The sequence below is a fragment of the Ligilactobacillus ruminis DSM 20403 = NBRC 102161 genome (assembly GCF_900113455.1).
In the GTDB taxonomy this organism is placed as follows: Bacteria; Bacillota; Bacilli; order Lactobacillales; family Lactobacillaceae; genus Ligilactobacillus; species Ligilactobacillus ruminis.
In genome coordinates this window covers 15,076-41,899 of sequence record NZ_FOPI01000020.1, presented here as the reverse complement: position 1 = coordinate 41,899, position 26,824 = coordinate 15,076, and the positions used below count along the sequence as shown (strand labels likewise).

The window sequence follows — 26,824 nt, the reverse complement described above, 5'->3', positions numbered from 1 at the left end:
ACATGAACATCATGCGGTGTTCATGGTTATGCGGTATTAGCACCTGTTTCCAAGTGTTATCCCCCTCTTTTGGGCAGGTTGCCTACGTGTTACTCACCCGTTCGCCACTAAGCTTCTTTCGGTGAATGCAAGCATTCGGTGAAAGAAAGCTTCGTTCGACTTGCATGTATTAGGCACGCCGCCAGCGTTCGTCCTGAGCCAGGATCAAACTCTCAATTTATAGTTTGTGACTCAAAATTTACTAGCGAATTGACTTCGCAAATATTGTTGCTCTTGTTTGAAACAAGAAGCCCTGCACATTTGCTTATCGAAACTTTGTTCAGTTTTCAAAGATCTACTTCTAAGATGTCGCTTAACGCAACTTCTTAAGTCTATCACTGATTATTCATAATGTCAACAACTTTTTAACTGTCAACAAAATTAATTCAGTTTTCTTATCAGAAAAACCAAGTTTCTGACAAGAAATCATTAAGTGACAACTCGATTATTGTAACAAATTCATTGACCAATGTCAACAACTTTTTTTGAAACAATCTCTCAAGAACTTAACAACAGATACTATAATACCAACGTTTTGCTTAATCGTCAACAAGTTTTTTAAATTTAGTTTGTTTTTTTAAATATAGGATCGTTAATTATCTTTCACTTTAAATAATCCGTATTATTCCACATTTTCACCTTAAAATCAGCAAAATCGTTCGTTTTTAAAATGCACAACGAAGTATTATCAACCAAACCTTCAGCCCTGATTTTATTCAGATTTTCACCGAGCAACGTTTTTACCAAAAAAGTATTCACCAAAGCATGCGCAAATATCAGCACTTTTCCGTTCGGGTGTTCCAGATGGATTTTTTCAGCAGCATGTTGGATTCTGCCGACAAACTGGTGATAATCTTCTCCCTGCATCTCAATCGGCACAAAATTTTCAGGATCTTTAAAGAACGTTTCAAATTCACTGCTTTTTTCATGTTCAGACACCAGATCTCCATCCCAATTTCCAAAATCAAACTCGCGCAATCCTTCAATCGTGCTAATCGAAACATCTCCCAATCCCATTCCTTCAAGAACCGCTTTGCCAGTTTGCTTTGAGCGTCCCATCGGACTGGAGAAAAAAGCCTCAAAATGAGTTCCCTTAAGATACTCACCGGCTTTTTTAGCGTCTTCAATGCTTTGTTTAAGCAATGCCGAGTCTTTTTTCCCGCCTTGAAAGCGGCCTTCTTGATTAAAAACGGTTTTGCCGTGCCTTATCAGATAAAATTCAGTCATTAATATTTCCTCCAAACCAAAAACAGGGGGGCAAATTGCCCCCCTCTCTGCATAGATTAATCCTTCGTAATCTTTTCCAAACCGCCCAAGTATGGACGAAGTACTTCCGGAACCGTAACGGAACCGTCCTCGTTTTGGTAGTTTTCCAAAATTGCGGCTACCGTACGACCAACGGCGAGTCCTGATCCGTTTAAAGTATGAACGAAATTCAGTTTGCCGTTTTCATCTCGATATTGGATATGGGCACGGCGCGCTTGGAAATCTTCACAGTTTGAACAAGAAGAAATTTCGCGATACTTGTTTTGAGCAGGCATCCAGACTTCAAGGTCATGAGTCATTGCGGCACTAAAGCCCATGTCGCCGGTTGAAAGCGTAATTACATGATATGGCAAACCAAGTTTTTCCATAATGTTTCCGGCATTTTGCGTCATCTTCTCAAGTTCGTCATATGAGTTTTCGGGCTTTGAAAACTTGACCATCTCGACCTTATTGAACTGATGCATGCGAATCAAGCCGCGCGTATCACGACCGGCACTGCCGGCTTCCGAACGGAAACATGGCGTAAGCGCAGTAAAGTATACCGGAAGCTTTTCCATTGGAATAACTTCATCGCGGTAATAGTTCGTCAACGGAACTTCGGCCGTCGGAATCAGCGTCATGTCTTCTCCGTTGACTTGATAAACGTCTTCTTTGAACTTAGGGAATTGTCCCGTTCCGTACATTGTCTGAGCATTTACGATATATGGCGGAAGCATTTCCGTATAGCCTTCTTTTGCGTGCTCATCAAGCATGAAGTTGTAAACGGCGCGTTCCAAACGGGCACCCAATCCTTTATAGTAAACGAAGCGTGCGCCTGAAACCTTTGCTCCACGTTCAAAATCAAGAATACCGAGATCTTCACCGATATCCCAGTGTGCCTTTGGTTCAAAATCAAACTCGCGCGGCGTGCCTACTTTGCGCAATTCAACGTTGGCACTTTCATCCGGACCGACCGGAATCGTCGGATTCGGCAGGTTAGGCAAGCGAGAAGCCATATCCTTGACCGTTGCTTCCACTTCTTCGAGTTCCTCGTCCAAAGACTTGATTTTTGCTCCAACTTCACGCATTTCTTTGATTGCGTCAGTTGCATCCTGCTTATTGCGCTTGGCATTGGCAATTTCTGCAGATACTTCGTTACGCTTTTGCTTCAGTCCTTCCGTTTCAACCAGCAATTCGCGGCGACGCTTGTCTTTTTCAAGCAAAGCGTCGATTTTTTCTGCCTTGACGCCGCGCGTTGCGAGACGTTCCTTAATTTCGTCAGTATTTTGACGAATCATTTTAATGTCTAACATGTTTATTCCTCCTATATTTTCACGTAATCGAAAAAAAGAGCCTTCTCATCCCTCTATTGGGACGAAAAGACTCGTTTCGCGGTACCACCCAAGTTCGACCATGCGGCCGCACTCTCAGAATTAACGATCTCCCGTGCAGAATTACCTGCCCATTCAACGAACGCTGGAGTTTCGGTCAGTGATTCTCAGCTGCTTCACTTCTCTGTACGACCTACTTATGGCGAACTCAGATGTTTCGATTATTTGTTTAATTGTTATTATAGTATGATGGGGATTAAAATGCAAGGTGTGAAGCCGAACGCTTAGCCCCCGCGTATCCAAGTTGCGCTTGCGACGGGTAAGCTCGTCTTGCCCGAGCAAGGGTGCTTGGGACAAGGGGGTTGTGAGGCGAAACCCGATTATGCAAGGTGCGAAGACCAGCCGCTTAACAAGGCGGTAGATAAGGAGGGACGCGAGTGATCAGCGCAAGCGCAGTCACGACGCGGCACGAACTTATCATGAGCCTTGTTGCTGGTCTGAGCCTGATTATGCAAGGTGTGAAGCCGAACGCTCATGACCCCGTACGCAAGCTTTGGACGACCGAAGGAGCTAAAAATCCCCGATTAAACTTCAGCCGTGCATTTCGATAAAATCTATTCATTTTTGATGTCGTGCGGCGTCAAATCGACCTCGTCCAACGGAATCAGTTTGGTTTTGTGCTTAAGCTTGTAATAGAAGAAAAGCACCAAAAAAATCGGAATCGACATATACGTTACGCTGATTGCCTGCCAATCGAAATTTGCAAAGGACTTGAGATCTTGGCCAACCATGACCAAGATGCACAGGACAAGCGCAAGCAACGGCCCGAACGGGAACCATTTTGCATGATATTTAAGCTCGCTTAAATCATGTCCCTGTGCGATGAAAGCCCGCCGGAAACGATAATGAGCAATTGCGATTCCAATCCAGGCGATGAACCCCGACAAACCGCTCGAATTTACCAAAAACGTGTAGATTCTGGTTCCAAAAATACTTGCAAGAAACGTCAAAAGACCGACAAACGTCGTTCCAAGCAAGGCAAAAACAGGAATTCCACGGTCGTTGACGCGCGAAAACATCTTCGGCGCATCACCGGAAATCCCCAACGCGAACAACATTCTGGTTGAAGCATACATTCCGGAGTTCGCTGCTGAAAGAACCGACGTCAAAATGACCGCATTCATCACTGAAGCGGCAGATGCAAGACCGGCACGCCTGAATACGAGCGTAAACGGACTGATCGTGATGTCCGACGCGCTCGATCCGAGCAGATTGGGACTGGTGTATGGAATCAGACAGGCAATCACGAAAATCGAAAGAATGTAAAAAAGCAAAATCCGCCAAAAAACTTGCTTGATGGCTTTTGGCAAGCTTTTTTCAGGATTTTCCGTCTCACCGGCCGTGATTCCGATCAGTTCGGTCCCTTGAAATGAGAATCCGGCAACGACGAAGACGCTCAAAACCGTCGGAATCCCGCCGACAAACGGCGCCTTTTTATAGGCAAAGTTTTCGAGAAATACAGCGTGTCCGCCCAAAATGCCGATAATCGTCAGCAACCCGACAATCAAAAAGACAATGACGGTAATCACCTTGATGAGCGCCATCCAGTATTCGGCCTCACCAAACGATTTGACCGAAAGCGCATTTATCAGAAAAATCATTACCAATGCCGCCAAGCTGAAGATCCAGCCGGGAACGTGCGGAAACCAAAACTTCAAAACAAGCGCTGCCGTCGAAAGATCAACTGCAAGCGTAATCGCCCAATTGAACCAATAGTTCCATCCCATCGCAAATCCAAGTGCAGGATCGACGAATCTTTTCGAATATTCCGCAAATGAACCGGTAATCGGCAGATAGGTCGCCATTTCTCCAAGAGACGTCATCAAAAAATACACCATTATTCCGATTCCCAGATAAGCTGCCAAAGCTCCACCTGGACCAGCAGTCGAAATTGCGCTCCCGCTGGCAACGAACAGCCCCGTGCCAATGCTTCCTCCAAGCGCGATCATCGACAAATGTCTCGTCTTGAGCGAACGCTTGACCTGGTTGTTTTCTTTCATTTAAAATTCCTCCCATGCAAAACTCAGAGGAGATCTTCAGCGCAAAAAGCACGACCTTCAAAACGGAGGACGCGCTTATCAGTTTCTGTCTTAAAATACGTTTTAAGCAACATCTCGATAGCGCTCCGCTGCATTTTTTACAGCGACAGTCTTCAGTTTTTTCAACTAAAGCCCAGCATCGCCTGCATAAAGGCATAGCATGCTTCGGCAAATCTCCCTTTCGTCCAGTTTCAGCACTGCTTTATCAGCTCCACCGGCTTACTGATGATCTTTGCGACCTCTTCTTCGACAGTTACTATGATACAATCTGAAAAATATAATTGCAAGGCTCGAAATTGCACAAAAAAGCCCAGGGCAAGCCCTGAGCTTAAAACAAGCTTCATCTTCCGGAACGGAGATTCGTCCGAATTTTCTCAACAATGGCCGTTGCCTGTTCGGACGGCGAAAGCTGCAGCTTGTTCCAGTCAACTTTTGGAACGTCGACCGTCCCGAGAGTCTGACACAAAAGATCGTAAATCGTCACTTTGTCAAGTTCTTGTCGCCACAGCTGATCGGCCGCATCAAACGCCGCGTTGATTGCGCTGTTGCCTTCGGTCGCAATCGGCTTAAAGTCGCTGAATACAAGATCCAGCAATCCGTTGTTCGGATAGGTATGAATCTTCCCTTCAACCGCTGATACGATCTGCAAAAGCGTAATGTCTTCCGGTTCTCTCGCCAAACTGAAGCCGCCGCTGTTGCCTGATGCGGAAGTTATCAATCCGCCGACGACAAGCTTGCGCATGATTTTTTTCAAGTACGTCTGCGAACTGCTGACGCGCGTGTGAATGACGTGTGACGACAGCGGTATTCCCCTATTTTGAGTTGCCAAAAGTGCCATGATGCACGCTGCCTGCTCAAAGCCTTTTGTCAATTGCATTATTACATCAACCTTTCCATCCATGAACGGATCTTATATGGATATCTGATGTCTACATTATAACCTTAATTTTATTGCAGTTCTATCGACGTTTTTCCTATTTTGTCCTCTTTTTGCGTTTGGATTTGCTTTCAAAGGTATAACGACCGTTTGAAATCATCTGCGGACGCATGGCAAAAAACAAACAGAAGAGTTCACCGGCAACAGGGATGAAACGGAAAACGATCATGAACATCGGCAGTTCCGAATCATGGAACCTCCTGATAAATGCAGTGATGGTCGTGATAAAGAAGAAGATCATCCAAACAGTGAACATCACGTCAAAAGCAGTTCCGACCATCTTCGGATAATACATGTAGATTCCCGCCAAAACTGCACCCATGATTACGCTGACAATAATCGTCAAGAGATACATTCCAAGATAACCCCACCAAAAATCACCGGTTCCCATGCGCTTGTCAACCGTCAGCCAGTCTTTGAGCATCAGCTTGGTTGATACGATCAAACCCGGCTTTTTGGACTCGTTTTTGGCAATATGGTACTTCTTGGCATTGGCTTCACGAATCTTGTCTCTTTCTTCTTCAATTTTCTGCAAAAATTTCTCCACGTCAGAAGGATCGTTGATTTCAAAACTTTCCAGAGTTTGCAGCGGATCTTCCAGAGAATCGTCTTCATTTTCCCGTTCATCACGGATTTCCTTTTGATCATCTTTGCTGTCGTCAAACGACATCTCATCATAAAACAACGTTGCCTGGTCCAGACCACAGTAAGGACAGTAGTTTGCATTTACGGGAATGGCTTTCTTGCACTTTTTGCAAGGCTTCGTTTCAATTGAAGTTCCTTCACGTTCTTGAACTATCCCGCAAAAATGACAACGCAGCTCGTCATCAGCTATTTGTCGGCCGCATCTTTGACAATAAAACATTTTTGGCCCCCATCATTTAAATTATTTATCAGTAAATACTTTATTAGTTTTTTCAATATTTATCAAGCGGTTAACAACGCTCTTCAGGCTATTTTTTAAAATTTGCACAATTTTAACAAATATTTACTACTGTTCAGGTCATCTTTGTTAAAATATATGGTAGCGGTGCGTTTCAACTAAAAAATTCAGCACACCAGGAAAGGAATATATCATGCTTCATACGGCATTACTCATGCTTTGCATCGGCATCTTTGCCGGTGTGATGGGTGCTATTTTAGGGATTGGCGGCGGAATGATCATCACTCCTATTGTTACGTTAGCACTCGGAATGGATATCAAATATGCAATCGGAGCAAGCATTATTGCTGTTATCGCAACCAGTTCCGGATCAACGATCGCATTTTTGCGCGATGATGTTTTAAATCTTCGCGTTGCAATGTTTTTGGAAATTTTCACAACAATCGGCGCAATTATCGGTGCTCTTTTGACGGGTGCCTTCAACCCGATGATTCTTTACGTCCTTTTTGGAGCTCTGCTTGTTTTCTCAAGCTGGAACATGTACAGAAAACTTCGCCGCGGACAAGAAGTTTTGAAACGCGTTGAGCCGGACAAGCTTGCCGAAAAATTCAAGTTCAACAGTTCTTATTATGACAAAAACCTCCACAAACAAATCGATTATCAGGTCGAAAACATTCCGGGCGGCGCCGCCATCATGTTTGGCGCAGGCCTTGCCTCAGGAATGCTCGGAATCGGTTCAGGTGCTTTCAAAGTTATGGCAATGGACGGAGCCATGAAGATGCCGCTCAAACCTTCGAGTGCGACGAGCAATTTGATGATGGGCGTCACCGCAGCAGCAAGTGCCACCGTGTATTTCTTCAACGGATCCATCAAGCCTGAAATTGCCGTCCCGCTGGCTCTTGGCATCATCGGAGGGGCAACCGTCGGGAGCCGCATCATGCAGCTTTTGCCGGCAAAAATCATTCGCGGAATCTTCATTCCGATTTTGCTTTATCTTGGCTTGCAAATGATTCTTAAAGGATTTGGGGTGACGATCTGATGTCTGAAAAAAAAGCTACTACCAGAGAAGAAATGATGGCCGTTGAAATCGTTATCGGAAAAATCATGCGAATCGGAGTTTTCCTGGCAGCTACCGTGATGATTATCGGCTTTGCGATGCTGATGATCAAGGGCACGAGCGGATACCCCGGAAACAGTTTCCCGACGACTCTTTCCGGTGTCGTTTCCGGAATGTCCGCACTCAAGCCGTATGCTTGGATGATGGGAGGAATCTATCTTCTGATCTTGACTCCTGTTTTGCGAGTCGTCATCTCAATTTACGCATTCATCAAAGAAAAAGATTATCTGTACGTCAAAATCACATCGCTGGTTCTGCTGATTCTGATCGTCAGCTTCTTTCTTGGCCACAGATAGTCAAAAGGAGTGAAAAATATGCCACAAAAGGACAAAGGATACGTCAATCCCGAAATTTCGCCGCGTTCCGAACGCAGTAAAAAACATCACCAAGCAAAGAAAAACCATCGAGGTTGTTTCTTCTGGGGGTTGCTCGTGACCGTTATCGCCCTCATCGTCGGCGGCAAATATGCCTACGCAAAATATACGAATGCTAAAAATGCCGCTAATACGATTTTCCAATCCTCAAACGTCAAAAAAGCTCGTGACGTCAATTCGACCTTAAAGGACGGTCATCCTGTGTCAGTTTTGCTGATGGGAACGGATACTGGTGCGCTTGGACGTGATTTCAAAGGCAGGACGGACACAATCATGATTGCCGTTCTCAATCCTAATAAAAAAACAATGACGGTCGTCAGTCTTCCTCGCGATGCCAAGGTTGAAGTTTCCGGATACGAATCAAAATATCCGAGCAAGCTTAATTCGGCCTATTTCTACGGTGGTTCAGGAACTGCGGTCAAGACCGTTCAAAATTATCTCAACGTCCCGATTGATTTTTACGCAACAATCAACATGGGCGGCCTTGAGCGTTTGATTGACTCGGTCGGCGGACTAGATATCAAGCCCCTTCTGACTTTCACTTATGATAATCAGTCATTCGTCAAAGATGAAGAAACACATATGGATGGTGCTCGTGCACTCGCCTATGTCAGAATGCGCTACACCGATCCTCAGGGCGATTATGGTCGCCAGGCCCGTCAACGCCAAGTTTTGACGCAGCTTGCATTCAAGGGCAGCCATCTGATGAGCTTGATCAATCAAAAATTTCTGTCGACGATTTCAAAACAGATGGTTACCGATCTTACTTTTGACGACCTGCTTGTTTTAGGGAGCAAATACAGGGTCGCGACCCACAACATGGTTACGGATCACCTTGCCGGACAACCGAACCAAGAAAACGGCGAATCGTTCGAAGTTCCGACTACCAAGGAACGACAGCGAATCACCAACCTTTTGCGAAAAGCGCTTGATTTAAATCATGCTCAAACCGGAGACTCTGGTGAATGGATTGACGCGGATGATTAACAAGGTATGAAAGCGAGCGCTCATGACCCCGTACGCAACTGAATGATGATTTTAAATCCGTGCCAGTGATGACGCGGATTTTTTATTCTGGGCGGCACACCGAGATTTCACTCAAATTTTACGGACAACGCGTCATTTTTTACTGATTTGTCCATAATCAAAACGCATTTTACGGACAAAGCGTCCATTTTCATCGATGTGTCCGTAAACGGCAGTGATTTTGCCAAATGCAGTGCTGCTCATCACCTGCTCAATCACGGTCAAAACGTTGCTTTTCGATATTTTGCTACTTTCGAGGTCGCACGGGCCGAATTTGGAGCCGGTGGTAGAACATTTTTTCATTTTTCTCTGTTTTTGTTCTACTTTCAGCTCCGCGCGGCACGATTTTGGACTCCGTGGTAGAACATTTTTTCATTTTTCTCTGTTTTTGTTCTACTTTCAGCTCAGCATGGCTCGGTTTCGGCCTCTGCGGTAGAACATTTTTTCATTTTTCTCTGTTTTTGTTCTACTTTCAGCTCAGCATGGCTCGGTTTTGGCCTCTGCGGTAGAACATTTTTTCATTTTTCTTTGTTTTTGTTCTACTTTCATCTCCGCGCGGCACGATTTTGGACTCCGTGGTAGAACATTTTTACGATTTTTTGAGATTTTGTTCTACTTTTGAGACCACGCGCTCCGGATTTGGAGGCAGCGGTAGACAAAAATCACACATTCACCCCGGTTTTTGTCTACTGGACCCAGAGATTCAAAAGGGATTACGGGCAAAACGGCGATTTTTGAAACATGCCCGTAAATGCCAGTCCTCGGTCACGGGCAAAAGGCCGTTTTTTTTAATCTGCCCGTAATCCCGCGCAAAACGCTGCCGCCTTCACTGCATTTGTCAAATAAAAATACCTCGTTTCACCAAAGAAACGAGGCTTAGCTTCGACTACTGCTGAGAATAACCGTGAATTTTAAAATAGACCTGGGATACGAACTCGGCCAAAAAGAAACCGACCGCAATCGAACCGGCAATCATCCCGACTTGAACAAGATAGCTCAAAGCCAAATCGTTTTTTCCAATCGCAAAATAACGCACGGCACGATATGCCTGACCTCCCGGCACAAGCGGGACAAGGCTTGGAATATTAAACAAAATCATCGGCATTTTCTTGAAACGGGCACAGAACATGGCCCCCATACCGATGGAAAATGCTGCCAGCAAGTTGGCAAGCATCGAGCTGCTGAAACAGTCCTTTATGCAAACATAGACCAACCATCCGATGACGCCGACGATTCCGCATTCGTTCAATCCGCGTCGCGGGATGTTCAGGATAACCCCAAACCCGACGGTTGCCATATAACAAAAAACAACGTTCACAATTAAAAATAAAATCAGATTCATCATCGCTTACCTCAGAAAAAACGCAATACGACGGCAATTCCAAAGCCAATTGCGCACGCAGAAATCAACGCTTCGGTTCCGCGCGAAATACCACTCAAGATATGCCCAGCAAGCACGTCACGGACCGCATTTGTCAAGGGAACTCCTGGAACCAGCGGCATGACGGCACCAATCGTGATCATCCCCATGCTTGTTCCAAGGTGAAAGCGAACAACAAATGAAGCGCACAATCCGATTACCAACGCTCCCAAAAATTCGCTCACAAATTTTACTTTAAATCTCGTATTAATATACCAATAGACCGCATAACCGATTCCGCCTGCAAAAAATGCAGGGAAGAAATCCAAAAAACTTCCGCCATACATCACAAGCAGCGTTGAACTGACGATTGCTGCCGCAAGCAACTGCCAAGGAAAAACGAAGAACGGAGTGGTCGTTTTCATTCGGTTAAGCCTTTCATCCACCTCTTCAAGCGATAATTCGCCGCGCTGAAAGGCCCGCGACAAATCATTGACGCGCGAAACCACTTCAAGATTGATGCTGCGCTCATTGATTGGTTCGATTCGAGTCAGTTTGCTTTTGGGCGCAGACATCATGATTCCCGTCGTCGTTTCAAAAATGCGCGGCTCTTTGATCCCGGCATTTTTTGCAAGACGATACATCGTATCATCGACTCTGGTCATATCAGCTCCGCTTTCAATCATCAGTTTTCCAGCGGTCAAAACAACCTCCATGGCCAATTCATCACGTTTCATTTCATTCATTTCTTAATTTCACCATTGCCATCCAAGTTAATTTCGACGCATCCGATCAAGATGCTACCAACGATTATGACAAAAGCAGACGTAAATGTAAATAGGGCAGCGTATGAAAAATTATCGATAATTATCCCGCCCAAAACGGGACCGACTGCGCGACCCAATGCCGGAAACGCGGTAACGAGTCCCTGATACTTCCCTTTTTCGCTAAATGAGCTGAGGCTTGAGACAAAAGCCGGGAAAGTCGGAAAAGTCAGCACCTCGCCCAAAGTAACAATGGCCATCGACAAAACAAAATACGGATAGCTTTTTGCAAAAATCAGTGAGCTGAATCCGAAGGCAAACAAAACGATGCCCAAATAAATCTTATGCGTCAGCTTTGTTTGGAAAGATTCGTCAAAGCGATTGATCAGCGGCTGAATCAAGACAATTATGATACCGTTGATCGTCCACAGCAAACTGTAGTTTTTGACGGGAATTCCCAACTGTCCCATGTAAACCGACAAATTGCTCTGCCATTGCGAATATCCGACGTCGATTGCAAAATAAAGTGCGAGCGCTGCAAAAATCACGATTGCTGCTTTTTTAGGCGTTTTATCGGAGACACCCTTCTTTTGACTTGCATGTTTAGCCAAAACGTGCTGTGGGACAAAATAAAACAGCCAGACTATCAGCAAAAAAACGGCATACATCGCAAAATTGACGATAAAAATCATGTTGATTGAAATTTCAATGACATATCCGACAAGCATCGTCCCAGCGACCACGCCGACGTTTTGCATGAAATAGATCATATTAAAAACGTATCTTGGATCTTTTTCTTTAATTCCGGTTGCAAGCGAACTGACAATCGTTGACGAAATACCGTTTCCGAAATTATCCAGAATCAGCAAAAAAGCAAAACATGGCCAATCATGGAAAAAAATCAGCAAAAAGACCGATGCAGCTTGCATTAAAACTGACAAGATCAAGAAAAATCGCACTTTTCCATGATCGTATATGTATCCTCCAAGCCAGCTTCCGATAATCAGCGTAATCGAGTTGAAGAACAGTACTGTTCCGGCAACCGTTAACGACTGATGCAAATAATCATGCATATAAATCGTCGTCAAGGGCCACAACAGGCTTCCGCCGGTCGAACAAATCAGGCTTCCTAAAAGAAGCCAATGCAAGCGTAACTCTCTTTTCAAAATTTTGCCCCCTTTTTAAATCCAGTATCATAAGTGTAATCCCGCACAAAATTTCATGCAAGCAAAAAAGACCGAATGAAATCATCCGGTCCTCTACAATTGCGATTTTCATTTCCTGATCAACAGTTACGTACGCAACTGTCCTGAGTTGTTTTAGTCTTTAACGACGTTTGCAGCTTGCAAACCGCGTTGACCTTCTTCAACGTCAAAAGTTACGTGTTGTCCTTCTTCCAAAGACTTGTAACCTTCACCTTGGATTGCAGAAAAGTGAACGAAAACGTCGCTGCCGTCTTCACGCGTGATGAAACCGTAGCCTTTTTCTGCATTAAACCATTTAACTGTACCTTGTTCCATTAATAAAACTCCTTCTGCGCCATATGCGCATAATTATTGTAATTCTGACAGGCGCAAATGGAGATGTTGAATGAAACGATAACCAATATGACCAATACAAAAATACAAGTCTAATTATACCACATCAAGCTGATTTATAGTAGGCATCAGACCTACTTAACAAAAATATAGTGTGCCGCCTTATACCCGATGCTCGTTTCTTCGCCGCTGTCGCAATAAGTCAGCTTGATCGGGCCTTCAAACGGAGTATGTTCCCCAACGACAAGCCTGTCGCCAAGATTGATGTGAATATCGTCCAAATAGGAAAGCAATTCATGATTATCGATAAAACGATCAACGGTGACCGTCGTCCCCTCTGCAACGTCAGCCAAAATCAAATAGCTTTCTTCGCGGTAGGTTCCCGATTTGTACGGAATAACTCCCCCGTGAGGACAATGTTCGGGATGACCTAAAAATTCTTCCAAGTGATCCATCAAATTGTCGCTTGTAACGTGTTCTAAAATCTCGGCATCGTTATGCACGTCCTGTAATTTATAATTCAGCTTGTCAACCAAAAAAGTTTCCCATAAACGATGCCTTCTGATCAGATTTTCTGCAATCTCAGTCCCCTTTTTCGTCAAAGATATTCCGGCATACGGAGTGTGATCGACAAGTCCTTCTTTTACGAGCTTGCTGACCATTTCCGTCACGGAACCCGCTGCAATGTTCAAACTCATTGCAATCTGCTTATTTGAAACTTTCTTTTTGCGTCCGCCCAATTCAAAGATGATCTTTAAATAGTCTTCTTTTTTTGGCGTCATTAATCTTCACCTGACCTTTTTGTTCGTCTAGTTACAAACATTATACCAAATTTTTAGGTATATTAAAAATATTTGTCAATCAATCACAATTTATGCATCTCAATTCCCCTAACAAATGTTCCATATCATTTTCAAGCGGCAATTCAAACCTGAGCCTCTTGCAGGAAAAAGGATCGTCAAATGCCAAACAGCAAGCGTGAAGTGCTTGTCTTTTGCATGCATCGTTTCTTTTGCCTCCATACAGTTCATCTGAAATCAGCGGATGCGTAAAATGTGCAAAATGAGCACGAATCTGATGGGTTCTTCCGGTATGAAGAACGCACTCAACCAACGTGGCTTCGTTGCCAAAACGCTCTCGAACCCAATATTCCGTGACTGCATTTTGCCCATCGCAAGAAACGATCCGCCTAAAACCGTTATCCTCTTTCTTAAGCGGCAAGTCAATAATTCCGTGATCTTTCTTGACAAATCCAGAGCACACGGCCAAATACCGTTTTTCCATCGAATGTTCCTGAACCTGCTTTGAAATCAGTCCTTGCGCAAACCCATGCTTTGCGCAAAGCATCAGTCCGCTTGTAAACCTGTCCAGTCTTGTTACGGCATGAGGAACAAGATTTTCGCTTTTTTGATCAATCAGATACCCCTTGACGCGATTCATCATCGTATCATGATCGTTCGAAGGACCAGGAACGCTGGATATTCCTGCAGGCTTGTCAAGCAACAGCCAATTTTCATCTTCATAGACGACTTTAATCCTTTCGTGACTGACAAGAATCCGCTCATCGTCATTTTCCGGTGGAAGCACGAGCGTTACTTTATCATTTTGACCGACCAAGGCCGAAAGAACCGTTTTTTCTCCGTTCAGTTTTACGTTGCCTTGGCCTCGCTTAAGTTTAGCGATCATCCGATGACTGACGCCATGATTGGTCAGAATTCTTTTCACCGTTGCTTTTTTCCCCGAATGGTTCTGCCACGTAAATTCCATGTTTGCCATCCCTTCGTTGATGTTTAGTTCATTTTAGAGCAAAGCAGCCAAATAAGCAAGCAGCCCTTTAGTCAAAAAAAGAGCCTTGCCTTCCGGCAGGACTCAAAAACAAATATGTCTACCGATCAAAACGATAGTAGCTTGGCAAAGATTCAATCTTAAGACGTGACGTCATAAAAATGACAAAACCTGGAATAATCAGCATCGCAGAAAACATCCACTGTAACCTGACCCAGGTCATTATCACCATCGAAAAACAAATTTCGCGTACGTATAATAAATCACCGATGCCAAATGCAGTGTTTCCTAACGAAAAAAACAGTGCAATCGTCATAAGAAGTCCGCCAGAAATTATCATTGCCAGACCTGAACCGTAAAAAAGCCGCCACTTATTTTTGAGATAAGCAAACAAATACCCCACGATAAGGATAATCAGACTTCCGAATACGAAAAGTCCCGCCCATGAGATGGTGCTCAGGAATTGATAAAAGTGCTGCATTCTGGAAATCTGCATTTGACTTTCCCTTGCTTCAACGTATTCATTCAGATTGTTTCTGAACTTAACTTTGACATTTGTCCAATATTCCTTGTCCTTTGACGAATACCCGGCACCGTTTACGTTGTGATCAAGCATCTTGTAAACAGTATTCGATTCAATTACCTTGTCATTCATTACGCGAAAATTCGAGATCATTTTTTTGGAACATTCTGCCGTTTGACTGTCGCTGAGAATCAGCTTTTCCCTAAACCTCAGCGGCATCCCCGTATACTGTGCCGTTTCGATTACAGTGCAGTTCAATTCATCACCGAGTTCTTTAATCATCGCAGCATCATTTCCGAAACGCACAGGGTCCAAAAAACTTTCGATACTAATCAAAAACGTTATTGACAATACGCACAGTGTAATTGACAATGCTAAAATAGAAGAACTTATGCGCGGCGATTTGACATATGTCCTGCGTAATTCCTCCGCATAATTTTGCAAAAAAACCAGCTCCCTAAAATTATACCTAATCAACATCCAGTAACCGTCCGATTTATTATTTCTCTTTCCCCTCTCAAAATAAATAAAACGATTACAGTAATTTACTTTTACGATACCCGGTGAAATTATTACACACAAATATTGATTTTTATTGCCATATTTGTGAATATTTTTAATAAACATCAAATTTTTTATTTATTAAAAAATGCAGCCAAGATTCCAAACACTCTCTTGACTGCATTTATCCCATTCATACGAAACGATCAATCTCGTCGCCAGTATATCATTGTCAGCACGTCTATCAGCATAACCGATAATATCAACCCAAAAAAGACTCTGATCATCGGCTCCGCACATGCATCCATTATCATTCCCCATAAAGGCAAATGCAAAGAGAACAAGACAACCACCAACAATAAGGCAACAAGCTCAACATAATTTCTTCTGTCTAACATGCTATCCTCCCCTTGCTGCGCAGAACACCTACTCAAAACGCAGCTTAAATCTCTTAATCACCAACAAACAAAGTGATATCGACACGATTGCGTATATTATGGCTGGATAAACGGGGTTCATGCCCTTAATCATACTCTCGATGCCTAGCAAAAATGAAGTGAAGGCATTATGTTTTTCAATTTCAAAAACGCCCGATCCCCAAACGGCATTCACGCCAACCAAGATCAACGCCAAGACTATTTTACCATTTTTTTCCAACATTCTAAAGACGCAGCCAATCAACATCGCCGTCATCATTCCGTCAACATACAAAACCACGGCAAACGGCAGGTCATTGACATCACTGATCGAAAATACGTTTAGCAGATAGTTGTTTTGGGGATAAAACTGCTGAAACGCAAAATAGTAGGTCGATCCTGAAAAAAACATTGATTCCGTAAGTCTTAAACGACCTGCTCGAAAAACGGGCAAAAACATCCGTTGGTCCGTAAATTTGAGTGCGATTTTGGATAAATCAGTTGAGCAGCACTGCATTTAAAAAAGCCGGACAAAGTCAGTCGCAAATCGACCGCCTTCGTTCAGCTTTTCGTTTAACTCAAGTATGAAACGGGACTTTTTTCCCAGCCTCTTTTTTATATTTTTTGACAATCACCAATATCTATTCTTCAAAACCGTTATTATCGCTTGTTTCTCTGAACCAACGGCCTGAATCCTTGATCGTCTTGATTTGCGTATGAATATCGTCACGAATAAGGCCATAACGATTGCGATATGCATTCATCCACGACCAGCAGTCAATGCCCGTCCAAACAAAGTAGCCATGGCAGTTTGAACCTTCTTCGATTCCGCGATGAAGTTCTTTCAAGTGATTCTTCATGAAATTGATGCGATAATCGTCATGAACTACACCATTTTCATCCATAAAACGCTCTTCGCGAGAAACACCCATGCCGTTTTCTGAAACGAACCAAGGAATGTTTTTGTAATTGTCGCGAACGTTGATTGCAATGTCATACAATGCTTCCGGGAAAATTTCCCAGCCTTTGTCAACGTTCATGACGCGACCAGGCATCTCATATTCATCAAAGTAGATGTCAGGCATCCAGTCCTGCAAACTCTTGGATGATACTTCAGGCGCCTTGACGCGGAACGGATGGTAGTAGTTGACGCCTAAAACGTCGATGGTTTCTTTGGCAATCAAATCGAGTTCTTCTTGAGTATAATCCCACAAAACACCGTCACGCTTCAAAATTTCAACAAGCTTTTCAGGATAGCATCCCAAAATAGCCGGATCCAGGAACATCTTGTTTGCCCAAAGTTCTGCGAATTCAGCTGCTTCCTTATCTTCTTTAGAGTCGGATGCAGGATATGCGGGCGTAAGATTCAAGATAATGCCGATACGCTTGTCGTCATCATTTCCGTAAAGCTTGCGGAAACGTTCAATTGCTTTGGCAGAAGCAAGGTTGATGTTATATGCGACCTGCACTGAAAGAGGACCGTCAACTTTCAACGGATAATGGAATTGATACAAATATGCACCATCCAGGATAACCTTTGGTTCGTTGAACGTAAACCAGTTCTTGACGCGATCGCCAAAGAGCTTGAAGCATTGTTCAGCAAAACCGGCATACAAATCCGTGACGTGCTTTGATTCAAATCCGCCGTATTTATGCTGCAATTCGACAGGCATGTCAAAGTGGCAAAGATTCATGTATGGTTCAATGCCGTTTTCGAGCATCGCATTGATCACGTTGTTGTAAAAATCGACCGCATCCTGATTTACCGTGCATTTTTCAAAATCATCAATCAAGCGGCTCCATTGAATGGACGTCCGCAATGACTTGATGCCGGCCTTGCGCATGAGAGCAAGGTCTTCTTTATAATCGTTGAAAAAATTCGATGCGGTATCAGGACCTACTCCGTCATAAAATTTATCTGGATCATTGGCATACCAATAATCAAAAACGTTTTGGTGCTTCTTTTTGAAAGTACCTTCGGATTGGGGCCTGACGTTGCGGCACCCCACGCAAAATCACTTGGAAATTTCAGCATGTTCGTTGCTCCTCTCAATTATGTCAGCCTTCAGGATAAGTTTGTTCGAAATCGACAACGGCTCCGTACAAGTTGGCGCTGCCGCGATAAGCGCACGTTTCGATGACAGGCTTGATCGTTGCAACGTCAGACCTGTTCCTGATCTTTTCGACTGCTGCGTTTAAAAGCGGAACGAGCTTAGGATTATTAGAAACCGCCCCGCCCAAAATGAACTTTTCAGGGTCAAAACTGTGCTGCAAATTAAAAATTGCAATGCCTAAAGTTTCTGCCATCTGGTCTACTTGAAACTTGGCAGCGTCATCCCCCTGATCCGCAAGATCGAAAACGGTCTTGCCATCGACGTTTTTGCCGGTTTCTTCATTATAGCGTTTGGCCATGCTTACAGGAGAAGCAGCTTGACTAATAGTCAGCAGCGTTGGAGTTGCAACCATATAGCCGATTTCACCGCCAAAAAGATGCGTACCGTGCCAAACTTTACGATTAATGATTACTGAACCACCAACGCCCGTTCCGATAATGATAAAGATCATATTTTGACAATCACGTCCGGCACCTTCTGCCACTTCTGCCAAAGCCGCACAGTTAGCATCATTTTCGATCGAAACGGGAAGCTGGAAACGTCTTTCCAACTCTTGTTCAATATTAAAGTTATGAATATATGGCAATGCGCTTGCACCTTCAATAACGCCGGTTTTCTTATTGACTGCCCCGGGGGCACTGATTGCAACGCCTTTTACGTCGTATTTTTTCTTGAAATCATTTGTTTCATGCTCAAGAATTTCATAAAATTCGTCAAGAGATTTCGGCGTATCTACCGCATGGACATCCATCAATTCGTTATTTTTCCATGCTGCAAATTTGATCGTCGTTCCTCCGATATCAATAACTGCTAAATCTCTCATTGTTGTTTAACCTGCTATATAAAATATAGAATAATATGGAATTGTAAAACTTTTTCCCGTATTATTCAGAAAGAATATAGCTTTTCCTTTCCTGATTTTATTTGTTGCCGTCAAAACCAGTCTTCCCATATCCTAACGTGAGGGTAATGACAGTGACCGGCTCTTGCAGCTTAAGGGTGTATCCCGTCCCTTTTGATTTTTTTATATCAATATCAACAAATTCATGACCGCATTTTCATCTCTGTCCATGACGGCACCGCATTCATAACAAACATATTCGTTATGCTTGGTTTTATGTTTCATGTTGCCGTCAAGACCGATTTGGTCGTCACCAGCCTTGACGAATCCGCATCGAGAACACCGTTGCGTGCTTGGATAGAATTTGTCGGCTAAAATTCTTTGCCGTACCATTGGCATTTATAAGCTAAAACCTGTCTGAAACAGCCGAACAACAACCGCTTTCACCACCTGTCAAAGAATCATCGGTTTGCTTTTTTGCTATATAATCCCATGCAATTCTGTCTTTTTCTGCAAATTAATTAACAGTTAAGTTGCTCCCTGTATCTTAATCAGCATAAGATAGTAAACGCTTTAATCCAACGTCTACAGTATACTCCTCAACCCGAATGTAGTCAATACATATAACAGCAATTGTATATTCTTTTGCTTCATTAAAAAATGTTCTGTCAATTACCGGATTTTTTGCGCAATAGCGACAAAAGAGGCCAGGAATATCAACTCCTCGCCTCTTGTCATCACACGACATCTTCCGGAATGCAGTCATCAGCAAACATGTCGTCGTCAAAAATCAGATTAATCAATAATCTTCTTATAGACTTCAACAATTTCCTTGGCAAGATCGACAAACGTAATGCCTGTCATCAAATGATCCTGCGCATGAACCATGTACAGATCGATTGGCGTATGTTCGCCACGAGCTTCAGCCGTCAACATTTCAGTCTGCGTATTGTGTGCGTCAACAATAGCTTGGTTGGCTTCTTCAAGTTTCTTTTCAGCTTCTGTAAAGTCGCCTTTCTTAGCAGCAGTAATTGCTTCTACTGCATGCGCCTTTGCATTTCCGCCAGCCATAATGATTCCCATTACAACCTGCATTCTTTTTTCGTCATCCATTATCAACAATACCTCCTGGATAAAATACAGAGCCGCACAAAATGTGCGGTTCCGCATTATTCTCAATATTTAATCAAGCACTCGCAACCTCAGGACTAACCCATGGTCTTTTCTGCTTCTGCAAGTACGTTCTTACCGTTCATCATGCCATAATCCGTCATGTTGATAACTTCCATAGGAACGCCTGCATCATCGCATTTTCTTTGAATATCGGCCTTCATGTAGGCAACTTGCGGTCCAAGCATCAAAATATCTGGCTTTTCAACTTCGAATTGATGATCAATATCAGCAACTGACTTTGCGAAAATTTCGTAATCTTTGCCTTGTTCTTTAGCTGCTGCCTGCATTTTTGAAACCAAAAGCGACGTTGACATGCCTGCTGAGCAGGCAAGCATAATAACTTTATCTGCCATTTTAATCTATCCTTTTCTTTATTAATAAATTACTAACTAAATTTTTCTTAATTATTGAGCATCCTTTGCAGCATTTGCATCTTCTTGTTCCTTCAAGTACTTGTCATACTTAACAGCAAATGGCCAGTAGATAGCAGTTGAAATTGCAAGAACGCATGCTTGCCACAATGCCATCTTCCAACCACCGATGAAGAAGCCGGAGATAACAGCCGGCGTTGTCCAAGGAGCAGCAACGCCTGTCGGAGGAACGATGCCGAACTTGATTACAAAGTATGTTGACAAAGCAACAACAACCGGTGTCAAGAAGAACGGAATTGCCAACCATGGGTTCATAACCAATGGGAGACCGAACAAGAACGGTTCGTTGATGTTGAAAAGAGCAGGAACAAGTTCAACTTTACCAATTGACTTGAATTGGACTGACTTAGCACCAACTAAAGTAAAGATAACCAAACCAATCGTAATGCCAGAACCCGTCAAATTAATGAAGTTGTTGTAGAATTCATTTGTAACGATATGTGCACCGTTTGCAAGAGACAACTTGCCTTCAGCAAGCAAGCGAGCGTTGTCGGCAGAGTTCGGAAGAAGGAAGGCACCGCCGATACCACCCATGATAAGGCCGCCGTGAACACCAAAGAACCAGAAGAATACAACCATGAAGGCAAGAATGATACCACCGCCAAGGGAGTCTGACAACCCTTGCAAAGGAATTTGCAAGGTCTTGTAGATCCAGTTCAAAAGATCCGTGTTAAGAGCCTTGTCGAAGATTGCATAGACAACCATGGCAACAGTGATGATTACGCCAGAAGGAATCATAGCTGAGAATTGGTTTGCAACGTTTGCAGGAACTTGTTCCGGAAGCTTGATTTCCCAACCAGCCTTAGCCATCAACGTATATGTCCAACCAACCAGGAGACCGCAAAGGATAGCTGCGATCATACCCTGGCCGCCAAGCCATGTCATGTTGATAACGTTTGTAACAGGTGACTTCAAATATGTTTGAATCGCATCAGGCAATTGTGAAATTTGATGTGCCAATTGTGAGCTCGTGTAAAGCGTCTTGCCAGCAGCATCCGTAATGCCGGAGCCGCCCTTTGCCATTGCGCCGACAAGCGGAGCATCCACTTGGAGCTTTTGCAAAAGGAAGAAGACTGAAAGTGATGTCAAACCAACAGGAAGCGGTTCGAGTTTTTCATTCTTAGCATAGACGTAAGCAATACCAACTGCCGTCCAAATTGAAATAATAGCAAATGTCGTTTGATATGCTTGGTTGAAGAAAACCGACCAACCAATGTTATCAAAGAATGTTGAAACCGCAGGAACAGGAAACGATTTCAAGATCAGGAATACAGAACCAATGATGATGAACGGCAAGGCGTAAACCATACCATCCTTCAATGCAACAACAGCTTTCGTATTAACGAACTTCATTACAGAGGGCAGAATTTTTTCGTTAACAAACGTGCCTACTGATGATTTCTTTTCAGCCATTATAACTCATCTCCATTATCTTTAAATATCTTTTTAAACCAGTGAAAGGATTTTTTCGGTATGCGTCTCAAATCTTTAAGATCATGATTTGAACGGTTAACATAAACGGCACCGTAACGTTTTTCCATGTCTCCATGGGAACTCGGAATGTCGATCAGGCCCCACCCAAGATATCCTATGACTTTAGCGCCGTCTTCAAACATTGCGTCTTTCATCGCTTTGATGTGATCACGATGATATTCGATTCTCTTATCATCTTGAATCTCATGTTCGCCATCCCATTGCTCGCGAATTCCGATTCCGTTTTCGATAGGAAAAATCGGAAGCTGATATCTGAAATACAGAGTATCGATTGCTTCTCTGAAACCTAAAGGATCGATCTGCCATCCCCATTCATTTGCTTCAAGGTACTCATTTTCGACGTACCCGAAATTCAAATAACGGTTTGGAGCAGTTCCGTCCGGAACCTTCGTCGAGTCGAGAACGTCCGTGCGATAATAGCTGAATGCCAAGAAGTCAGCTTTCATCTTGGACAAAATTTCGCGATCGCTTTCCAAAAAGTCCATGTCAAGTTTGTTTTCCTTGATAAAGTGTTCTACTGCCAAAGAATAATGGCCATTTGCAAATAAATCACACAAATTATAAATTAAAAATTCCGTTGCCCTGTCAGCTAAGAACACGTCTTTCGGACGAGAAGCAGCTGGATATACAGGTGTGTAGGCCAGCATTCCGCCAAACTTAACGTCATCGTAGTTTTCATGGACGAAAGCATCCAATTCAGCGTGCGCCAACATCGTATGATGAAAAATCTTATAGAGGTTGTCCAATGACTTTTCGACATTTTCGCATCCTGCAAAAAGAAATGCTCCATCACCGAAGTAAAGATTATGCTCATTAAACGTAATCCAATATTTGACGCGATCGCTGAAATGTTCAATCATCTTCTTGCCATAACGAACAAAAGCATCAACGACATGCCTTGACATGAAACCATTACCGTTTTTTGCCAAGTTGAGCGGCATGTCAAAGTGGTAAAGACAAATCATCGGCTCGATTCCGCGTTCCAGCATTGCATCGACCAATCGATCGTAAAACGCAATCCCTTCTTCGTTAAACTCGCCGTCACCCTGCGGATTGACGCGTGACCAGGAAATCTGAATACGATACATGTTCATATTCATCTCAGCCATCAAGTCCAAGTCTTCTTCGTAACGATGATATTCATCAATCGCTACGTGCCAGTCTGAACTATTTTCGTCTGCAGGCCGAACGTCATAAACGGATAATCCTTTGCCGCCAATGTTCCAAGCGCCTTCTGTCTGCATACTTGAAACTGAGTTGCCCCAGAAGAACCCTTGTGGCATTTTACGGTTCGTTTGCATTAAATCTCCTCCTCAATCTTGATTTTTTGATGTAACCGTTTAACCCTTTCAACAGTATTTAGTATAACCGCTTTCATGATTTTAGTCAATACTTATCAGCTTAATGTGTGTACATTTTTGTGATTTGTAACTCCATTAGTTCTAAATTAACGTTACAATACCAATGTTGTCAAGAAATTAACTTTTATAAATCTCTTTAAAAATTTTTCTGTTTTTTTACTTTTCGCTCTCCTCAAGTCTCTAAAATAAGTTAAAAAAATTAAGAATAAGCATTTGAAGACCCGCCCGTTATTATCGCTTACACCATTGCTTTAGCCACATTATGCGCATAATTTAGCTTTTATGATTTAACGTTATCAAAAATATTTTAATTCTTCCAAAAAATGTCATGTGCTAAAACTAGAACATTCGTCATGACGTGTACTTTTGTCTGAATTTCCGTCTCAAAGAAGATCATTGCTCAAGGTTTTAATGCTATTTGCAGAATTCAAAAAATTCCCGCAATTCATCGGAACTTTTCGGGCGATGCTCACGTCCGTACTCTGACAAAACCAACAGCTTCTTTGGAATTGTTCCGATTGAACGCTGCCATCTGCTTTTTGGAAAATACGACCGTGTCTTGGGGGCCAATGACCATTACGACTTCTCGGCCTGATGCTTGACGTCGACGTAATCAAGCAATCTGAAAAACTCGTTTTCATTTTTGCGAAGCGAATCGTGATATCTGAACCAATATCCGAGTTCATCAACGGCACGGACATCACATCCTGCTCCATATGCTGCTCTGTAATCAGTCAAATCGTCAGCTGATTTGATAAAAATGGCAGCAATTGCCTGACCTTTAAAAGAGAAACGAAGTATCCCTCATAAAAAAGTTATTTTTTTGTCAGCCTTTATGCTTTTATATTTATGTTATCTAAAAATCAAACATGGGGCTTCATGATACATTTTTTGAAATTGTCTCAACATTACTTTTAGCTTTCTACATCAGCTATTTGTTGATGACGATTGCTCTGAATTTGTCAAATGCAGCACGGTCAAAAAATCTGCCGATCATCTCATGCCTGACTGTTTGCAAAAAGCCTTTGATTTCAATGTCTTTCGTGACATGCATCATTTTAGCCGTGATAATCGGTCGCTTGAATCTTGTCGTTTTACATTATTCCAGGATCATGCGCATTCGCAATTAATAATTTATCTAAAAATTTGATCAGATGACATCTATAGTAAATGATACACGTAAAATACATCATTTGCTTTTTTTGTTATACTGTTGCATAATACAAGATAAATAAAGGAGATTTATATGATAAACTTATTCCCTTTGGAAAGGATGCTTTTTAATGTCTACAAAATACCAAGTTGTCGCTAATGCAATTCGTGAACGCATTGAAAACGGCACATATAAAATCGACGAACTTATTCCAGATCAAAATGCACTCGCACAAGAGTTCCACGTTAATCGCTTAACCGTTAAGAAAGCTTTGGACGGTCTTGCTGCCGAAGGTTTGATTTACAAGCAGTCCGGTCTTGGCACCTATGTCCGCGGAAAGATTCCGTTCATCACTCCGCATGACGTTTCAGTCAACGACTTCGGCGGAGCATTCCACCATTTTGGCGAAGAACATATCCAAAGCAAAGTCATTTCCTTTGACGTCGAACTTCCAGATGAACGCATTCAAAAGAATTTGAGCATCAAGCATATCGACCCCGTCTACAACATTACTCGTCTCAGGATTGTAGATGGCAAGCCGACCGTCTTGGAACATACTTACATGCCTGTTCGACTTGTCCCTGATTTGGAAAGAGAACATGTCGATACTTCAATTTACACATACATTAATGAAACTCTTGGCCTGAAATTTGGCGGTGCCTTCCGCAAATTCTCAGCATTCGGCGCAAGCGGTGATGACATTAAATATCTTGAAGTCGAAGAAGGCAGCCCGATTCTTGAAGTTGAACAGCTTGTTTGGCTGTCGAACGGCAAGATGATCGAATATTCAACAAGCCGCAATCCAGGCAACCTTCGCAGCTATACGGCTTTGAATGTGAATAATTTTTAAGCAAGGTGTGGAAGCGAGCGGTCATGACCCCGTACTCAACTGAATGATGATTTTAAATCCGTGCCAGTGATGGCGCGGATTTTTTTATTCTGGGCGGCACACCGAGATTTCACTCAAATTTTACGGACAAAGCGTCCATTTTCATCGATGTGTCCGTAAACGGCAGTGATTTTGCCAAATGCAGTGCTGCGCGGCAATTGCTCAAGCACTGCACCTGACCTCGGTTACGGGCAAAACGTTCTTTTTGGAATTTGCTTGTAATCTGAGATCACACTGCTTTGGCGAAGGTACCCGAATAGAACATTTTTCCGATTTTGGAGGATTTTGTTCTACTTTCGAGGTCACGCGAGTCGATTTTGAAGCCGGAGGTAGACAAAAATCAGACATTTCCCCCAGTTTTTGTCTACTTCCAGGTCCGCGCACCCAAGTTTGCCCGTAATTATCAGAGATGCTACAAAGATTACGTCAAATCAAAAACTCTTCCAAACAGTGTTACCAACAGCACTGCATTTCCCACGAAAAGAGACTTCATCCACCTTTTCCCAAAAATGCCAAAAAACGCAGGGCCGATTTGCCGCTGCGTCATCATCATAATCTTTATTTAAATTCGTCCGCCACCTGCTTGACTGACTTTCCTTCGTGCTTGGCACGCAGGATAACCTGACGAACCTGCTCATCCGTAAAGGCCTTTTCGTTGAGGCCTTGTGCTTTCAAATCTTTGCGGGCTTGTTTCACCTGAGCATCAGTCATCTTGCTTTCGGCTGCGGAGGCAGCAGAATCAGAAATACCGCTGAAGACGTCTTGTTTGGTATTTTTTGAATACTTTTGCGACCTGGTCTTGTTCGCATCGGTCGAATCGTCATCGACGGTATAGCCAAGCGAACGAAGGATGCGATCGTTGTATTCTTTCAATTTTCTGGCATTATTATAGACGTCGCGATAATAGCTTTCATTAATACTGCCATAACCAAGAATTACCGCAAGTTTCGTGTTGGAAGCAGTATATTCATAGTTTTCCGAAAGCGTTTTGGCTTTCTTGTAAGCTTTCAGGAAAATCTTTCTTTCCTTGATGACTTCCTTGAGCTCCGTTGCAAGCCCAGATGACCGCTGAACGAGAAGAGATGAGCCGGAATCAACGTTAGCAACGCACTGAAACTTTTGACAGGCGTCAGCATACTTGCCGTTGTTCATATCCTTCATCCCCCGTTGGTAATCAGTCAGCTGATCGACAACGGTCGTTGCAAAATCATCGTTTGGCTTCTTCTTCAAAGCATCCCGATATGAAAGCTTGGCAGCATCATAGTTGCCGTCACGAATGCTTTGCTTGCCGGCCTCAATCGCTTGATTATAATATTTTTGCGTTTCTGCCTTCCTGGTATAGCCGTACCCGACGAAAAAAACGGCCAACACGATACCGACAATCGTCCACCATGCCCATCTTTTCAATAGCCTCACCTCTTTTACAACTT

General features: G+C 43.2%; 25 protein-coding genes, 1 rRNA gene, 2 pseudogenes and 1 riboswitch. Of the genes and pseudogenes, 5 read left to right on the top strand and 23 right to left on the bottom strand.

Annotated features, from left to right (window positions below):
* The 3 genes from BMZ95_RS07025 to serS form a co-directional block, all read right to left on the bottom strand.
* Window positions 1-220 (bottom strand): 16S ribosomal RNA (locus tag BMZ95_RS07025); the annotation flags it as partial.
* Window positions 221-642: 422 nt separating this feature from the next.
* Window positions 643-1,266: a histidine phosphatase family protein gene (locus BMZ95_RS07020; protein ID WP_014072849.1), complete on the bottom strand. Its 624-nt coding sequence runs from the start codon at window positions 1,264-1,266 to the stop codon at window positions 643-645.
* A 56-nt stretch (window positions 1,267-1,322) separates the two neighbouring features.
* The gene (gene serS / locus BMZ95_RS07015) at window positions 1,323-2,597 is read right to left on the bottom strand and encodes a serine--tRNA ligase (protein ID WP_046922705.1); all 1,275 of its coding nucleotides are present in this window, start codon (window positions 2,595-2,597) and stop codon (window positions 1,323-1,325) included.
* Between the two features lie 455 nt (window positions 2,598-3,052).
* On the opposite strand from serS, the gene BMZ95_RS11275 reads away from it, so the two are divergent.
* A complete protein-coding gene (locus tag BMZ95_RS11275; RefSeq protein WP_162198395.1) occupies window positions 3,053-3,226 on the top strand; it encodes a hypothetical protein in 174 nt (57 codons plus the stop codon).
* Between the two features lie 3 nt (window positions 3,227-3,229).
* On the opposite strand, the gene BMZ95_RS07010 is transcribed toward BMZ95_RS11275, so the two are convergent.
* The 3 genes from BMZ95_RS07010 to BMZ95_RS06995 all read right to left on the bottom strand — a co-directional run bounded on the left by BMZ95_RS07010 (window position 3,230) and on the right by BMZ95_RS06995 (window position 6,516).
* A complete protein-coding gene (locus BMZ95_RS07010) occupies window positions 3,230-4,675 on the bottom strand; it encodes an amino acid permease (protein ID WP_046922706.1) in 1,446 nt (481 codons plus the stop codon).
* Between the two features lie 110 nt (window positions 4,676-4,785).
* A riboswitch (Lysine riboswitch) is annotated at window positions 4,786-4,966 on the bottom strand.
* A gap of 88 nt (window positions 4,967-5,054) precedes the next feature.
* A complete protein-coding gene (locus BMZ95_RS07000; RefSeq protein ID WP_014072846.1) occupies window positions 5,055-5,591 on the bottom strand; it encodes an Rrf2 family transcriptional regulator in 537 nt (178 codons plus the stop codon).
* A 97-nt stretch (window positions 5,592-5,688) separates the two neighbouring features.
* Window positions 5,689-6,516: a zinc-ribbon domain-containing protein gene (locus BMZ95_RS06995; RefSeq protein ID WP_046922707.1), complete on the bottom strand. Its 828-nt coding sequence runs from the start codon at window positions 6,514-6,516 to the stop codon at window positions 5,689-5,691.
* A gap of 211 nt (window positions 6,517-6,727) precedes the next feature.
* On the opposite strand from BMZ95_RS06995, the gene BMZ95_RS06990 reads away from it, so the two are divergent.
* Genes BMZ95_RS06990 through BMZ95_RS06980 form a run of 3 tightly spaced genes read left to right on the top strand, consistent with a single transcriptional unit; the run spans window position 6,728 to window position 9,012 of the window.
* Window positions 6,728-7,573 carry a sulfite exporter TauE/SafE family protein gene (locus BMZ95_RS06990; RefSeq protein WP_014072844.1) on the top strand — a complete coding sequence of 282 codons (846 nt, stop codon included), beginning with the start codon at window positions 6,728-6,730 and terminating at the stop codon, window positions 7,571-7,573.
* Window positions 7,573-7,947 carry a DUF1634 domain-containing protein gene (locus tag BMZ95_RS06985; protein WP_014072843.1) on the top strand — a complete coding sequence of 125 codons (375 nt, stop codon included), beginning with the start codon at window positions 7,573-7,575 and terminating at the stop codon, window positions 7,945-7,947. Before BMZ95_RS06990 ends, BMZ95_RS06985 begins: the two co-directional genes overlap by 1 nt.
* A gap of 18 nt (window positions 7,948-7,965) precedes the next feature.
* Window positions 7,966-9,012, top strand: a complete 1,047-nt coding sequence (locus tag BMZ95_RS06980; RefSeq protein ID WP_014072842.1) for an LCP family glycopolymer transferase — start codon at window positions 7,966-7,968, stop codon at window positions 9,010-9,012.
* Window positions 9,013-9,937: 925 nt separating this feature from the next.
* On the opposite strand, the gene BMZ95_RS06975 is transcribed toward BMZ95_RS06980, so the two are convergent.
* The 16 genes and pseudogenes from BMZ95_RS06975 to BMZ95_RS11485 all read right to left on the bottom strand — a co-directional run bounded on the left by BMZ95_RS06975 (window position 9,938) and on the right by BMZ95_RS11485 (window position 24,090).
* On the bottom strand, window positions 9,938-10,396 hold the full coding sequence (locus tag BMZ95_RS06975) for a threonine/serine exporter family protein (RefSeq protein ID WP_014072841.1): 459 nt from the start codon (window positions 10,394-10,396) through the stop codon (window positions 9,938-9,940).
* Between the two features lie 8 nt (window positions 10,397-10,404).
* Complete coding sequence (locus BMZ95_RS06970; protein ID WP_080927209.1) at window positions 10,405-11,157, bottom strand: threonine/serine exporter family protein; 753 nt, start codon at window positions 11,155-11,157, stop codon at window positions 10,405-10,407.
* Window positions 11,154-12,341 (bottom strand): MDR family MFS transporter, encoded by a 1,188-nt coding sequence (locus BMZ95_RS06965; RefSeq protein ID WP_041819788.1) that lies wholly within the window; start codon window positions 12,339-12,341, stop codon window positions 11,154-11,156. Before BMZ95_RS06965 ends, BMZ95_RS06970 begins: the two co-directional genes overlap by 4 nt.
* Before the next feature lie 153 nt (window positions 12,342-12,494).
* Window positions 12,495-12,695, bottom strand: coding sequence for a cold-shock protein (locus BMZ95_RS06960; protein WP_003693101.1), 201 nt, complete (start codon window positions 12,693-12,695; stop codon window positions 12,495-12,497).
* A gap of 152 nt (window positions 12,696-12,847) precedes the next feature.
* Window positions 12,848-13,495, bottom strand: a complete 648-nt coding sequence (locus BMZ95_RS06955; protein ID WP_046922708.1) for a metal-dependent transcriptional regulator — start codon at window positions 13,493-13,495, stop codon at window positions 12,848-12,850.
* Between the two features lie 79 nt (window positions 13,496-13,574).
* Window positions 13,575-14,489 carry an RluA family pseudouridine synthase gene (locus BMZ95_RS06950; protein ID WP_046922709.1) on the bottom strand — a complete coding sequence of 305 codons (915 nt, stop codon included), beginning with the start codon at window positions 14,487-14,489 and terminating at the stop codon, window positions 13,575-13,577.
* 109 nt (window positions 14,490-14,598) lie between these two features.
* Window positions 14,599-15,303 (bottom strand): hypothetical protein, encoded by a 705-nt coding sequence (locus BMZ95_RS06945; protein ID WP_225354898.1) that lies wholly within the window; start codon window positions 15,301-15,303, stop codon window positions 14,599-14,601.
* Between the two features lie 645 nt (window positions 15,304-15,948).
* Window positions 15,949-16,350, bottom strand: a complete 402-nt coding sequence (locus BMZ95_RS06935) for a hypothetical protein (RefSeq protein ID WP_225354897.1) — start codon at window positions 16,348-16,350, stop codon at window positions 15,949-15,951.
* A gap of 229 nt (window positions 16,351-16,579) precedes the next feature.
* Window positions 16,580-17,973 (bottom strand): annotated as a pseudogene (locus BMZ95_RS06930) (glycoside hydrolase family 1 protein).
* A gap of 23 nt (window positions 17,974-17,996) precedes the next feature.
* Complete coding sequence (locus tag BMZ95_RS06925; RefSeq protein ID WP_046922712.1) at window positions 17,997-18,875, bottom strand: ROK family protein; 879 nt, start codon at window positions 18,873-18,875, stop codon at window positions 17,997-17,999.
* 201 nt (window positions 18,876-19,076) lie between these two features.
* Window positions 19,077-19,336 (bottom strand): annotated as a pseudogene (locus BMZ95_RS06915) (zinc ribbon domain-containing protein); the annotation flags it as partial.
* A 352-nt stretch (window positions 19,337-19,688) separates the two neighbouring features.
* On the bottom strand, window positions 19,689-20,006 hold the full coding sequence (locus tag BMZ95_RS06910; RefSeq protein WP_014072829.1) for a PTS sugar transporter subunit IIA: 318 nt from the start codon (window positions 20,004-20,006) through the stop codon (window positions 19,689-19,691).
* Window positions 20,007-20,101: 95 nt separating this feature from the next.
* The gene (locus tag BMZ95_RS06905) at window positions 20,102-20,419 is read right to left on the bottom strand and encodes a PTS sugar transporter subunit IIB (protein WP_046922714.1); all 318 of its coding nucleotides are present in this window, start codon (window positions 20,417-20,419) and stop codon (window positions 20,102-20,104) included.
* A 51-nt stretch (window positions 20,420-20,470) separates the two neighbouring features.
* On the bottom strand, window positions 20,471-21,910 hold the full coding sequence (locus tag BMZ95_RS06900) for a PTS sugar transporter subunit IIC (protein ID WP_046922715.1): 1,440 nt from the start codon (window positions 21,908-21,910) through the stop codon (window positions 20,471-20,473).
* The gene (locus tag BMZ95_RS06895) at window positions 21,910-23,292 is read right to left on the bottom strand and encodes a glycoside hydrolase family 1 protein (RefSeq protein WP_014072826.1); all 1,383 of its coding nucleotides are present in this window, start codon (window positions 23,290-23,292) and stop codon (window positions 21,910-21,912) included. The genes BMZ95_RS06900 and BMZ95_RS06895 overlap by 1 nt, the downstream gene beginning before the upstream one ends.
* A gap of 636 nt (window positions 23,293-23,928) precedes the next feature.
* The gene (locus BMZ95_RS11485; RefSeq protein ID WP_225354896.1) at window positions 23,929-24,090 is read right to left on the bottom strand and encodes an acetylxylan esterase; all 162 of its coding nucleotides are present in this window, start codon (window positions 24,088-24,090) and stop codon (window positions 23,929-23,931) included.
* Between the two features lie 545 nt (window positions 24,091-24,635).
* On the opposite strand from BMZ95_RS11485, the gene BMZ95_RS06885 reads away from it, so the two are divergent.
* Window positions 24,636-25,355, top strand: coding sequence for a GntR family transcriptional regulator (locus tag BMZ95_RS06885; RefSeq protein WP_014072824.1), 720 nt, complete (start codon window positions 24,636-24,638; stop codon window positions 25,353-25,355).
* Between the two features lie 597 nt (window positions 25,356-25,952).
* Here the strand turns inward: BMZ95_RS06885 and BMZ95_RS06880 are convergent.
* Window positions 25,953-26,810 carry a hypothetical protein gene (locus tag BMZ95_RS06880; protein WP_225354895.1) on the bottom strand — a complete coding sequence of 286 codons (858 nt, stop codon included), beginning with the start codon at window positions 26,808-26,810 and terminating at the stop codon, window positions 25,953-25,955.
* Window positions 26,811-26,824: the final 14 nt, after the last annotated feature.

Excerpts from the sequence above, each read along its gene's own strand:
- BMZ95_RS07020 (WP_014072849.1), bottom strand. The coding sequence starts at position 1,266 with ATGACTGAATTTTATCTGATAAGGCACGGCAAAACCGTTTTTAATCAA.
- serS (WP_046922705.1), bottom strand. The coding sequence starts at position 2,597 with ATGTTAGACATTAAAATGATTCGTCAAAATACTGACGAAATTAAGGAA.
- BMZ95_RS07010 (WP_046922706.1), bottom strand. The coding sequence starts at position 4,675 with ATGAAAGAAAACAACCAGGTCAAGCGTTCGCTCAAGACGAGACATTTG.
- BMZ95_RS07000 (WP_014072846.1), bottom strand. The coding sequence starts at position 5,591 with ATGCAATTGACAAAAGGCTTTGAGCAGGCAGCGTGCATCATGGCACTT.
- BMZ95_RS06995 (WP_046922707.1), bottom strand. The coding sequence starts at position 6,516 with ATGTTTTATTGTCAAAGATGCGGCCGACAAATAGCTGATGACGAGCTG.
- BMZ95_RS06990 (WP_014072844.1), top strand. The coding sequence starts at position 6,728 with ATGCTTCATACGGCATTACTCATGCTTTGCATCGGCATCTTTGCCGGT.
- BMZ95_RS06985 (WP_014072843.1), top strand. The coding sequence starts at position 7,573 with ATGTCTGAAAAAAAAGCTACTACCAGAGAAGAAATGATGGCCGTTGAA.
- BMZ95_RS06980 (WP_014072842.1), top strand. The coding sequence starts at position 7,966 with ATGCCACAAAAGGACAAAGGATACGTCAATCCCGAAATTTCGCCGCGT.
- BMZ95_RS06975 (WP_014072841.1), bottom strand. The coding sequence starts at position 10,396 with ATGATGAATCTGATTTTATTTTTAATTGTGAACGTTGTTTTTTGTTAT.
- BMZ95_RS06970 (WP_080927209.1), bottom strand. The coding sequence starts at position 11,157 with ATGAATGAAATGAAACGTGATGAATTGGCCATGGAGGTTGTTTTGACC.
- BMZ95_RS06960 (WP_003693101.1), bottom strand. The coding sequence starts at position 12,695 with ATGGAACAAGGTACAGTTAAATGGTTTAATGCAGAAAAAGGCTACGGT.
- BMZ95_RS06955 (WP_046922708.1), bottom strand. The coding sequence starts at position 13,495 with ATGACGCCAAAAAAAGAAGACTATTTAAAGATCATCTTTGAATTGGGC.
- BMZ95_RS06950 (WP_046922709.1), bottom strand. The coding sequence starts at position 14,489 with ATGGCAAACATGGAATTTACGTGGCAGAACCATTCGGGGAAAAAAGCA.
- BMZ95_RS06945 (WP_225354898.1), bottom strand. The coding sequence starts at position 15,303 with ATGATTAAAGAACTCGGTGATGAATTGAACTGCACTGTAATCGAAACG.
- BMZ95_RS06935 (WP_225354897.1), bottom strand. The coding sequence starts at position 16,350 with ATGTTTTTTTCAGGATCGACCTACTATTTTGCGTTTCAGCAGTTTTAT.
- BMZ95_RS06925 (WP_046922712.1), bottom strand. The coding sequence starts at position 18,875 with ATGAGAGATTTAGCAGTTATTGATATCGGAGGAACGACGATCAAATTT.
- BMZ95_RS06910 (WP_014072829.1), bottom strand. The coding sequence starts at position 20,006 with ATGGATGACGAAAAAAGAATGCAGGTTGTAATGGGAATCATTATGGCT.
- BMZ95_RS06905 (WP_046922714.1), bottom strand. The coding sequence starts at position 20,419 with ATGGCAGATAAAGTTATTATGCTTGCCTGCTCAGCAGGCATGTCAACG.
- BMZ95_RS06900 (WP_046922715.1), bottom strand. The coding sequence starts at position 21,910 with ATGGCTGAAAAGAAATCATCAGTAGGCACGTTTGTTAACGAAAAAATT.
- BMZ95_RS06895 (WP_014072826.1), bottom strand. The coding sequence starts at position 23,292 with ATGCAAACGAACCGTAAAATGCCACAAGGGTTCTTCTGGGGCAACTCA.
- BMZ95_RS06885 (WP_014072824.1), top strand. The coding sequence starts at position 24,636 with ATGTCTACAAAATACCAAGTTGTCGCTAATGCAATTCGTGAACGCATT.